The 11576-nt window shown below is 46.7% G+C and carries 8 protein-coding genes; 2 read left to right on the top strand and 6 right to left on the bottom strand.

What is annotated here, in order from left to right; all coding sequences use genetic code 11:
* Nucleotides 1–13 precede the first annotated feature (13 nt).
* Together ACMXYU_RS16395 and pyk are read right to left on the bottom strand one after the other, a co-directional pair.
* On the bottom strand, nt 14–991 hold the full coding sequence (locus ACMXYU_RS16395; RefSeq protein ID WP_415899503.1) for an efflux RND transporter periplasmic adaptor subunit: 978 nt from the start codon (nt 989–991) through the stop codon (nt 14–16).
* Between the two features lie 232 nt (nt 992–1223).
* Nucleotides 1224–2660 (bottom strand): pyruvate kinase, encoded by a 1437-nt coding sequence (gene pyk / locus ACMXYU_RS16390; RefSeq protein ID WP_415899502.1) that lies wholly within the window; start codon nt 2658–2660, stop codon nt 1224–1226.
* Between the two features lie 247 nt (nt 2661–2907).
* Between pyk and ACMXYU_RS16385 the strand changes: the two genes are divergently transcribed.
* Together ACMXYU_RS16385 and ACMXYU_RS16380 are read left to right on the top strand one after the other, a co-directional pair.
* Nucleotides 2908–5175 (top strand): ATP-binding protein, encoded by a 2268-nt coding sequence (locus ACMXYU_RS16385; RefSeq protein WP_415899501.1) that lies wholly within the window; start codon nt 2908–2910, stop codon nt 5173–5175.
* 19 nt (nt 5176–5194) lie between these two features.
* Nucleotides 5195–6559: a sigma-54-dependent transcriptional regulator gene (locus ACMXYU_RS16380; RefSeq protein WP_415899500.1), complete on the top strand. Its 1365-nt coding sequence runs from the start codon at nt 5195–5197 to the stop codon at nt 6557–6559.
* 10 nt (nt 6560–6569) lie between these two features.
* Here the strand turns inward: ACMXYU_RS16380 and sigZ are convergent, their stop codons facing one another.
* The 4 genes from sigZ to ACMXYU_RS16360 all read right to left on the bottom strand — a co-directional run bounded on the left by sigZ (nt 6570) and on the right by ACMXYU_RS16360 (nt 11566).
* Nucleotides 6570–7130: an RNA polymerase sigma factor SigZ gene (sigZ, locus tag ACMXYU_RS16375; RefSeq protein WP_415899499.1), complete on the bottom strand. Its 561-nt coding sequence runs from the start codon at nt 7128–7130 to the stop codon at nt 6570–6572.
* 69 nt (nt 7131–7199) lie between these two features.
* Complete coding sequence (locus ACMXYU_RS16370) at nt 7200–7904, bottom strand: glutathione S-transferase family protein (protein ID WP_415899498.1); 705 nt, start codon at nt 7902–7904, stop codon at nt 7200–7202.
* A gap of 91 nt (nt 7905–7995) precedes the next feature.
* A complete protein-coding gene (locus ACMXYU_RS16365) occupies nt 7996–9222 on the bottom strand; it encodes a hypothetical protein (protein WP_415899497.1) in 1227 nt (408 codons plus the stop codon).
* Nucleotides 9215–11566 carry a putative bifunctional diguanylate cyclase/phosphodiesterase gene (locus ACMXYU_RS16360; RefSeq protein WP_415899496.1) on the bottom strand — a complete coding sequence of 784 codons (2352 nt, stop codon included), beginning with the start codon at nt 11564–11566 and terminating at the stop codon, nt 9215–9217. Before ACMXYU_RS16360 ends, ACMXYU_RS16365 begins: the two co-directional genes overlap by 8 nt.
* Between the last annotated feature and the right edge of the window lie 10 nt (nt 11567–11576).

Below are 11576 nucleotides of genomic sequence, written 5' to 3'. Positions count from 1 at the left end.
TCTTGTTAAATCCTTAAGGTTGCAGTGTAACTTCTGCACCTTCACGTAATAGCTCGTTACCGCGAATAACAACCTGCTCGTCAGCACTGATCCCATTAATGATCTGGATCTTATCGCCTCTGATCTTGCCCAATTCCACCGGTCTACGTTCAGCCTTGCCTTCCACTACGATAAATACGCTGTTACCGTCATCGGCATGATGCAAAATGGCATCGCGTGACACCATCACTACGTTTTGCTCTTTGGAAAAGTTCAATTCCAGCTTGGCCGATGTGCCCGGTAATAATAGAGAGTTCGCTTGAACGGGTTTAAAGCGAGTCAGGAATGTTCTGCTCTGCTGTGAGCCCACTGGCACAATAGTTTTTATCAAGCCTTCAATCGCGGTATTCGGAGCCGTATCGGGATAGATTGTGATGGTCGTGATCTCCTGCATGCGGCCGAAATAGGCTTGCGGGATCTGCACATCCAATAGAATTTTATCTAGAGAGACTAGAGTCACAGCTTGATTACCGCTGCTTAACCATTCTCCTTTCTCGGTTTGCTTCGCGGTGATGATGCCAGCAAAAGGTGCGAGTAGTTGATGTTGGCCTAGCTCATGTTGAAAACGCTCTTGTTCGGCTTGGGCTGCGGCAAGATCTGATCGAGCGACATCACGCGCTACACGTAGTGAGATCAACGCATTTTGTGCAATGTGCTTTTTCTTGCGTAGCAGTTCACCTTCTTTTAACTGGCGGCGGGCCTCATTTAACTGCGTTTGTGCGGATGTTGTCTGCGCTTTGGATTTGAGTAGGTTCTGACGGGTGATTTCATCATCGAGGCTAAGAATCAGATCATTTTTTGTGACCTGACTGCCAATATCGACGCTTAGGTTTTTAACGATTCCTTCAGCGGCTAAGGATAGGTTGGCCGATAGCTCTGCTTTCAACGTACCATGCAGTGTTAGCGTCTCTTCAAAAGGCTCTGCTATGGCGGTTTCAACACGAACGGGCATCGCTTTGGCATGCGCCAGCGTCGGGATTAAAAATAAAATAGTTAACAGGGCTGAAGCAGCCTTGTTTCTGGAAAAAGTCCGCAGTGGGGTGGGGAACATGTGACAGTTACTCTCACTCAAAAAGTGTGCAACTGATAAATTAAAATCAATTGCTGGGTAACTGCAACTGTATATACACTTTTTTACATTCAGAAAAGTTTGAAGGGAAGCAAATGCTTCCCTTCAAAATGGCTTATTGAACCGCTAAAACCTGCATAGAGTTGGTGCCGCCATCTTCACCGAGGGATGCCCCGCGGGTGAGGATAACAAGATCGCCAGTTTCTAAAAGGTTACGAGCCTTAAGGCCCGCCAGAATCTCTTCGTTTAGCTTCTCTTTTTCGATCTGTGTCGCATCGAAGAAGATCGGTTCAACACCACGGTACAGTGCAGTACGGCGCATAGTGCGTTCATTGCGTGTTACTGCAAAGATCGGCAGACCTGAACGGATACGTGACATCCACAGCGGAGTGGAGCCCGACTCGGTTAAGCAGATAATTGCTTTAACACCTAACAAGTTATTCGCCGTATACATTGCTGAACGTGCAATTGTTTCGTCGAAACGTTCCAGTTTTTGCGTGATGTTGGTCGGCGCAGGGCGAGATAACTGATGTTTTTCAGCGCCTTGGCAAATCGAAGTCATCGATTTAACCACTTCCACAGGGTGTTGACCGGCTGCTGTTTCAGCGGAGAGCATCACCGCATCTGTACCATCTAAAATCGCATTAGCTACGTCGAATACTTCAGCACGGGTCGGCATAGAGTTTTCGATCATGGTTTCCATCATTTGTGTCGCAGTAATAACAAAGCGATTCAGTTCACGAGAACGTTTGATGATGTGTTTTTGAACACCAATTAGCTCGGCATCGCCAATCTCTACGCCTAGGTCGCCACGGGCTACCATAATCCCATCGCAGGCTAAGATAATCTCATCTAGCGCTTCGTTGCTAGCAACAGTTTCGGCACGCTCTACCTTGGCGATAATCTCTGCACGGCTTCCTGCGTGATCTAGTAGTTCGCGTGCTTCGTGTAGATCGGCCGCACTACGAGGGAAAGATACGGCGATATAATCCATATCGATATCACCAGCGACTTTAATATCGCGACGGTCTTTTTCCGTCAGGGCAGCTGCTGATAGGCCACCACCTTGGCGGTTGATGCCTTTGTTGTTGGACAGCGGACCGCCAATGATTACTTCGGTTTCGATACGTGAGCCGTTAACCGCGGTGACTTTCAACTGAACGCGGCCGTCATCGAGTAATAGGATATCGCCTGCTTGGCTGTCTTCTGGCAGGGCTTTGTAATCGATACCGACTTGGGTTTGGTCGCCATCTTCATTGCCTAGTTCTGAATCCAGAACAAAGGTATCGCCAGTTTCTAGTTGGATCTTGGTGTCTTTAAATCGTGCGATACGAATTTTAGGGCCCTGTAGGTCGCCTAAAATTGCGATAGATAAACCCAGTTTACGTGCTGCTTTACGGACCTCACTGGCACGACGACGGTGGTCATCCGCGCTGCCGTGGGAGAAATTTAGACGTACAGTATTTACGCCGTTTCTTAAAATATCTTCCAAAACACCAGGTTCATCGGTGGATGGACCTAAGGTTGCTACAATTTTGGTTCGTTTCAGCATAAGAGTAATTAGTCCCTTCTTCAGGTTACGCAAATAATATAGTTATGTATTTAGGAGCCTGCCCCTCCCCAAAAAAAGGGGATAGCAAAGTCGGATAGGAATTGTTCGCAGGTTCCTTAATCCTTAATACCATGTTTGGCGTTCAAGAATATATACCTTAGTATAGAGCGACTATGTTAACGAAATTAAGTATTTCTTTTGCAGTTACGTTAATAAAAGCCCTTTTTGCACAGACAGGCTAGGTTTTATGCCACAGACTCAATCACTTCGCTGGCGTCAGTATCGGCTGCTTTTCTTTGTCGTATTGGCTTTTGCATTCCTTTTGGTGGTTGGGCAAATTACATTTCTAAGTCAATCTCAAGGCTATCAAACCCTGCAGCAGCGCTCCGGTGCTGATCTCAATCGTTACCTGTTGAGCCTGCAGCAGAAGTTAGATCGATATAAAGATCTGCCTGCGTTACTGTCATCACACTCCACATTGGTCGAAGCTTTAGCCAAGCCTGAAGATGCGTTCCTTTCAGGTCAGGCCAGTGTCTATTTAGAATCAGTGAACAATTCGATTAATGCGACTGATGTCTATCTGATGGACAAGGATGGGACGGCTATAGCCTCGAGTAACTGGGCTGAAGCGTACTCTTTTATGGGGAAAAATTACGCTTATAGGCCCTACTTTCAAGATGCGATTAAAGGTAAACCTGGACGCTATTTTGCGTTGGGGTCAGTGTCTAACAGGCGCGGTTACTATTTCTCTTACCCAGTTTATCTGCGCAGCCAGATCATTGGGGTCGTGGTTGTAAAAATTGATCTAAACGAAATTGAATCAGATTGGACCGATCCGGATCTGGATATTCTAGTGACCGATGAAGATGGCGTTATCTTTATCTCGACTCGAGAAGATTGGAAATTCCGAACCCTACACCCACTGAGCAAAGATGATATCCAACGTATATCTGAGAGCCTTCGCTACGGTGATCATACTTTAACAGCCCTCGAGATTATTTCGCGTGCACCACAGGAAAATGGTGCGACTTTGATTACGCTGGTGGACGGTAAGCGAATAAAAAACCAAGCCCTCGATGGCATCCGACCACGTGAATTTCTTCTGCAAAGTAGAGAGCTCCCAGATAGCGGTTTAACCGTAGTCGTCTTAGCCAGCACTAAGGCGGTTAAAGTGCGGATGTTCTATACCGCTTTGACCGCAGGTTTTATCTTTCTCGCGTTAATCTTGTTGGTGTTAGTGTTACTGACACGACAGCGTATTACTCGAGAGCGCGCACGTTTTAAACTGAAAGAAACCCAAGCTTTGGAAGCGAGCGAGCAGCGTGTACGGGCCATCATTGATAACACTCAAGCGGGTCTAATCACGTTGGATGATCAGGGACGGATTGAAAGCCTGAACTTGATGGCTGAAAAACTGTTTGGTTATGACGAACAGGAGGTAAGGAATAAATACTTTAGTAAATTCCTCTCCCAGAACGATCGTGCGCTCTGTTGGCAGCATTTAACGGCGGCAGATAGTGACCGACAGCAGGAGCTGTATACAGAGGCGCTAGGATTGCGCAAAGATGGTTCTGAGTTCCCAATTGAATTGATTATCGGCCATATGGATTATGGCGTGGTGAAACGCTTTATCGTCACCATTCACGATATTACTCAGCGCAAGCAGTACGAAGAAGATCTAAAGCGTGCACAAGAGCTACTAGAACATAGGGTTGCGGCGCGTACCGAAGATCTTACCAATGCCAACCTGAAGCTTCGTGATGAAGTCGCCAAACACGAGAACACCCAAAATGAGCTGATTCAAACGGCGAAGTTGGCGGTGCTTGGTCAGATGTCTGCTGGTATCAACCACGAGTTGAATCAGCCGTTAACGGCTATCCGCACTTATGCGGATAATGCCAAAGCCTTTATGGAATTAGGTAAAACTGAACCGGTAGAGAAGAACCTCCGAGAAATAAGTGGCCTGACTGAGCGAATGGCGAAGATCATTCATCCGCTGAAAGAGTTCTCGCGCAAAACAACAGGTGGCGTGGAGCCCGTCTGTCTTAAAAATGTGCATGATGGCGCGATGTCGATCATGTATGGCCGTTTAAGCAAGGCGGATGCAGAGGTAAATTGGCCTACAGGCCTGGAACGGATTTATGTGCTCGGCGATACCGTGCGTTTGGAGCAGGTATTGGTCAATCTGATCAGTAATGCTCTGCAAGCGATGGAAAATCAGACCAAACCAGTGGTGGATATCAGTTTGTCTGAACAAGACCAGCAGATCAGCCTTAATGTACGAGATTTCGGCCCGGGTATACCGTCGCAGGAGTTGAATCGCGTATTCGAACCTTTCTACACCACGAAAAAAGCGGGTCAAGGTTTAGGGTTAGGTTTGTCGATCTCTCACCGTATTATTGAAAGTATGGGTGGGGAATTGGCTGTCTCCAATCATGCTCAGGGTGGAGCCGTATTCCGTATTTGCTTACCTAAAGCCGATCAGCCTGATAACCTTAATAACACGATTGGTTGATTAAGAAATGGAAAGCCGCATGAGTGAGAATAGGTTATTGCCGATTCTTTTAGTGGACGATGAAGAACATATTCGGTTAGCGGCTGGACAGGCCCTTGAATTAGCGGGCTATGAAGTGACAGCCGTTGAAACGGCTGAGCAAGCGTTCGCCATTATCCAGGACGATTGGCCAGGGATTTTAATTACCGATATCAATCTGCCGGGCATGGATGGCCTTGAGTTGATGAAGCAGGTGGTTAATCTCGATGCCACTTTACCAGTGATCCTGATTACCGGTCATGGTGATATCACTATGGCGGTGGGTGCTATGCGAGATGGCGCCTACGACTTTATCGAAAAGCCTTTCTCTTCAGACCTGATGTTAGACGTGGTGCGCCGAGCGATTGAGAAGCGCAATCTGGTTATCGAAAACCGCCGTCTTAAGTTAGAGCTGGAAGCGCAGAGCGCGCCGGGCCCGCGTATTATCGGGAATACCTCGATGATCGCCCAAGTCCGTGGTTTAGTGCATGCAATTGCGGATACCCCTGCTGATATTCTGATCTTGGGTGAAACCGGTACAGGTAAAGACCTGATGGCCCGCTACATTCATGAGCACAGTCATCGCCGCGATCAGAATTTTGTCGCGATTAACTGCGGTGCTGTACCCGAAAATTTGATCGAATCTGAACTCTTTGGCCACGAAAAGGGCGCGTTTACCGATGCCAAAGCACGTCGTATCGGTAAGTTTGAGCATGCTAATGGCGGTACGCTGTTTTTGGATGAGATCGAAAGCATGCCGATAACCTTGCAGATTAAGTTACTGCGAGTCTTGGAAGAGCGGGCAATTGAACGCCTTGGCGCTAACGAAGTCATTCCGCTCGATCTTCGCGTCATCGCAGCAACTAAGGTAGATCTACGTGAGGCTGCCGAACAGGGGAGTTTCCGAGAAGATCTCTATTACCGTCTGAATGTTGTGCGAGTGGATATCCCGCCGCTACGTGAGCGCCGTGAAGATATAGGCCTGTTGTTCCAGCACTTCTCATTAATTGCTTCTTCGCAATATGGCCGAGAGGTGCCGCTGTTATCGGCTGAACGAATGCACAGTTTGATGACCCATGATTGGCCGGGCAATGTCCGTGAACTTCGCAATCTGGCCGAGCGCTATGTGCTTTTGGGTGAAAGTTGTACATTCGACTTTGAGAATAAACCAATTACTGAAAGCGATGGCTATAGCAATATGAGCCTGCCGGATAAAGTCGAGCAGTTTGAAAGTATGTTGATTCAGGCTGAGCTTGCACGTTGCGCGGGTTCCATCAAAGAGACCTTAACCAGTCTTGGGTTACCGCGAAAAACTCTTTACGACAAAATGAAGAAGTACGGGTTGGATAAGAAAGACTTTAAATAGGGGCTAGCTATTAGCCTCTACTTCTTTTGGGTTTACATTGTTTGCAGGCTTGATGCTTCGGTTCAAATGTAATCACCTTGCCATGACGATCAAATTCCAGAGTACAGCACTCTTCAAATAGATGGCGTAACTGAACGCGTGCTCGTTGGACTCTAGATTTTAACGCTGAATAGTTAACCCCTAACTCGGTTGCGTAGCCCTTTTGGGATTGGCCTTCAATATCAATTGCCCTCAGTAAGTCAGCGTCCTTAGAAGGAAGTGCGTTGATAAAAGGCAGTATGCAGGCACTGAGTTCGTGTTCTGTACTCTGTTCATCGGTATACCATTGTTCGATGACTTCATCAGGAATCTCGCGCCCTTGTTGGCGATAGAAATCAATCACCTTGTTAGTCGCAATTTTAAACAGCCATGGCTTTAGTTTGTCCTGTGCTTTCAGTGAACTGATTTGTTGATGGGTTTTCAACAAGATCTCTTGTAACAGATCCTCAACATCATCGGGGTTGGAGACTTTGGTCAGTAGAAAAGCTCTTAGATGCTGACTGTATTGCTGCCAAATGCTTTCTATATTCAATCGAAAACTCCGCTGGCTGATATGAATTTCTGCTTTCTCTAGGCATAGAGAAAGCAGAGGTGCTTTAAATTAACAGCAACTGTGGTTTACACATGCTGAGTTATTACTGTTTTGATTCGCAGCACATGTTTGCCCAAGGTAAGTTTCGTTAGATAGATAAAAATCACAAAAACGTGAGTCAAAATCTTCTGCCACAGATTGCCCTGCTATTCCAGTTGCTAACAGAGATTGTTGCCATTGTTTCATTTTAGGGTAGTCACCTAGAAAGTCGTAACCGCTACAGCGATTAATAATATCTGCACGGTGTAAAAGCGGTAGCCATGCGATATCTACCAAACCAATAGCCGAGCTGTTGAAGAAAGGTTGGTTCCCTAGAGCCTTTTCAATTTTGATAAAGGCTTTGTGTAAATTCTCGGACCGTTGTTCGAGCGTTGTTTTATCAGGGCTTCTTTGAGCGCTGCACTGAACAAGGTAAAGCTTAGACGCAAGGTAGCTCCAAGCGCGATCGATAGCTTTCTCTTCTGCTGAACGGTCTGAATTTAAAGCCGGGTAAACCTCTTCGATATATTCAATAAGCGCTTCTGATTCGAAGAGAGCTTGGCCTGAATCGGTGATAACAAGGGGAACTTGTCTATGCGGTGACATTTCCAGAAACCACTCCGGTTTTTCCTGTAGGCGGATGTATTCAATCTCATAAGGGATCTGTTTTGCTTCTAGTAAAGCGGTAACCCGTTGTACGAAAGGGCAAATTTTAAAACTGACAACTTTAAGCATCTTTTTACTCTGTTTAGTTCTGTTGTACATAACTAGACGTAACAGGTTTTAAAAAGACGCATTGAACAGCAAAAAAATTGTAAATTTTTACTTAAAAATAGTAACGGAGCGCTACTTGGAGTTGGCGTTCTAACTGCTTCGGGTCATCTTGGTTGTATGCTCTTGCAGCTCTGGTACTGTTTATCCAATTGAATTCATTCAACAGAAACCACTGGCGGTTGAGGCGGTAACGGTAGCTAAGGGTAAAAGCTTTACCGTATTCATCATTGTTGTCGCCAACCGTCTGATCTAGATCTGTAACCGAAAACTCTTCTAGGCGAGTCGATACTCGATGAGGGCCGTTTCGCCAGCTTAAGGTTAGATAGGCGCTACGGTAATCGTTATCGACTACATTCTCGCGTTGCGGCGATTGCATTAGCGTTGATCCCTGCATCAACTGACCCATCAGACTCCACTGTTTATCGATCTGCCAGCGGAAACCGGTATAGGCAAACCGAGTCTCCCAGCCATATTGTCCATCCTCAATCATATAAGGGGTGGCGTTATTATCGTAGTAGCCCGCCTGCAGGAGTAGTTCCTTTTTCAGCTTATATTCGGCATTTAAAAAGTAGCCAAGGCGGTCATCGCCTTCATGAAAAGGATCAGACTCTTTTGCTTGATCTGTAAGCAAAGTCGTTTGCGCAGGGGTTTGTGGCACAGGGAGGCCTTCGCCGATAACGGATTGGCGACTGCTAAGCGTCCAACCATGCCAAGATAGCATCGCACCAGCGGTATCGTTAAAGCCAAATAAGCCTGTGTTGAGCTTTAGATCGTAATCGACCTCTCTGAACTTTCCTAACCACTCTGCCGTGTATTCTACGCCGGTGGTGCGCACTTCTTCGCCGATCCAGCTGTTCATCGTGGAAGGAGTCAGGGTATTAGCAGGTGACCAAGCAGTAGCTCTGTTCTCTAATGATATGGGTGGGTAAAAAGTACCGACGCGAGTGCTGTGCCTAACACCGCTTTCACTGGGAAGGCCTGAATACTTAAAGAAGACTTCGGTAAGCCCCACTTCGCTTTTCTCATCATCGACAAAGCTGTTTCCTACGATGACAAAACTGAACTGGTCACTTAAACCTAGTTTTAAGTTGAGGCCTAGCTGCCCTAGAGATAGGTCGCCACCCGGTGAATTTTGGAGCTTTCCGAATTGACCACTGACATAGCTAGGTTCACCAGAAGAGTGGCTGGCTCGGATATCAACGAGTCCTTTCAAATCTACATCAATTGCATGTACAGGCAGAGATAAAAGCGTCAATGCTGTAAGCCAGCGACTATCCATGTAAAACCTTTGTGATCGAAGACGGGTTGTACTCCGATTCTAGCAGCCAACTGCTAAGTTCGCTCGCTGGTTGAGGTCGGCTGATGAAATAGCCCTGTGCTAAATCACAGTCATGTTGTTCTAACCATGTCAGAGTTTCTTGATCTTCGATGCCCTCGGCGACAACTGTTAGACCCATATCATGGGCCATGCGGATGGTGGATCTAACAATGATCTGGTCATCGCTGCTCATGTGAACTTTGTCGACAAATGAACGGTCGATTTTTAGCTCGGAGACCGGCATCTGTTTTAACTGAGCTAGTGATGAGTAACCTGTGCCGTAGTCATCAATCGACAGCTTGATCCCTTGATCTTTTATTTCGCAGAGCATTTTAATTGCGCTCTCTGGGTCACTCACTACGGCACTTTCCGTTACTTCTAGGGAGAGTGAGTTTTGTGGCAGTTGATGTGTTTTCCAAATCCCTTTGAGAGAATGGATCAACTGTTGGTTTTTCAGGTTTTCCGCAGAGATGTTCACCGCGATAGACAGATGTAGCCCTATTTCTGCCCAAGCTTGATACTGTCGAGCGGCTTCATTCATTACCCAATTGCTGAGAGCATCGATCTGGCCTGTTTGCTCGGCGATAGAGATAAAGGAATCGGGTGGAATCATGCCCTGAATCGGATGCTGCCAGCGAACTAATGCTTCTAGTTGATGGATTTTTCCGGTTTTAAGATCGAGCTTAGGTTGATAGAACAAACATAGCTGGTCTTCAGCTATAGCCACCTTAAGGTCATTTACTAAGCTTAAGCGGCGGTTGGCATCGGCATCCATTTCTGGGAGATATTGCTGGAAGCTTTGCTGTGCTTTTTTACCATGGCTAAGTGCTGTATCAGCTTTTTGCAGAAGTGTTTGCGGATCATCGGCATCTTCAGGTACACGGGCGAAGCCTACTTGCAGTTGTAAGTGCAGTAGGGTGTCTTCACCACATAGAGGATCATCCATCACTTGCTCAATTTTTTGTTGCCATTGCACCAGCTCGTTAAGTGTCGAACACTCAATCAGCATGGCGAATTCGTCACCATCTAAATGGAAGGTTTGGCTGGCACCGTTGAGCTTCAACAGGCGTTTACCTACTTCTTTAATCATCATATCGCCAATTTGGTAGCCAAGCGTGTCGTTGACTGTGCGTGTGCGACGAATATCCAGATGGAGTAGGCTAAAGAAAGTGTCTTTTTGCTGCAGCAGAGTGTCTAACGTTTCGAGTAGGGAGAAACGGTTTGGGAGATTGGTCAGGCTGTTATGCTTGAGCTGGTGGCTGATCTTTTGCTCTCGAACCAAGACCGCTTGTTGCATCTGATTAAACTCTTTTGCAAGCTGCCCCATCTCGTTCTTTTCACTGATATCTACACTACTGTCATAGTTTCCTCGCGCAATATATTGGGCTTGGCGTACTAGCTTTCTGACCGGTTGGGTGATGCTTCCTGCGAGGAGGTAGGCAGCTAACATGGTAATCGCTACCATACCGCCTTCAAGCGCTAATAGGTGCCACCAGTTCTCTTGTAGGGTTTCCAGTAAGTTAGAACGAGAGCCAAAAATCGTTACTTGCAGAGGACTCTTACTGACCATGCCTACTTCAATCTGGGTAGCGAAAAGGTGGTCTGGTACCCGATTTTCAATAACAGCTAAACCCTGCTGGCTCGGTGCTTGAGGATGGCTTGTCGGGATTGCAGCAGCAATAGCGCGCCATTGGCTATCTTCCTGCTGCAGCATAAATTCGATACTCAGCCCTGTAATATCAGCAAAGTTTTGCGCTAGGGTGGTATTGATCTGATAGCCATAGCCGATCCAGCCGACGATCTGTTGTCCACTTTTTAACGGTGCAAAACTGAGTTGGTATAACTCGTTTTCTTGCTGGTACAGTTTGGTAAACGTGCCTTCTACGCCAAACCATTGTGGCGAAGGGAACGGTTGGCCTTGTTCGGGGCCTAAACGGATTTTTTCATTTGGATTGCGGCGAATAAGCTGCCCGATAATCGAGAACTCTTGGTCGACAGCGATCGCTATATCGGCATCAATACGCTTGCGGTGGTTATTCAATGCAATCAGAAAACTGCGTTGGTCAGCCCCAAATACCTCTTTCAAACCAAAATCTTTAGCCGCCGTTTCTGCGAAGGCTTGGAGATAGTAGTTTCGTTGTTGATATAAGGTGTCAAAAACGGAGACAGCGGCATTGAGCCGAGATTGGATCTGGACATCGCCTTGCTTATTATTGGCGTCGTAAACCATCCACAGCGATGCTGCTTGAGCCACCATTAATAAGGCGACAAAGAATATAAATATTTTGGTCTTTAAACTGCCCATGGTCAGTTCA

The organism is Neptuniibacter sp. QD48_11, assembly GCF_047778095.1.
GTDB lineage: Bacteria > Pseudomonadota > Gammaproteobacteria > Pseudomonadales > Balneatricaceae > Neptuniibacter.
Note: the sequence above shows the minus strand (reverse complement) of the source record. Positions and strands in the feature narration are given on the sequence as shown.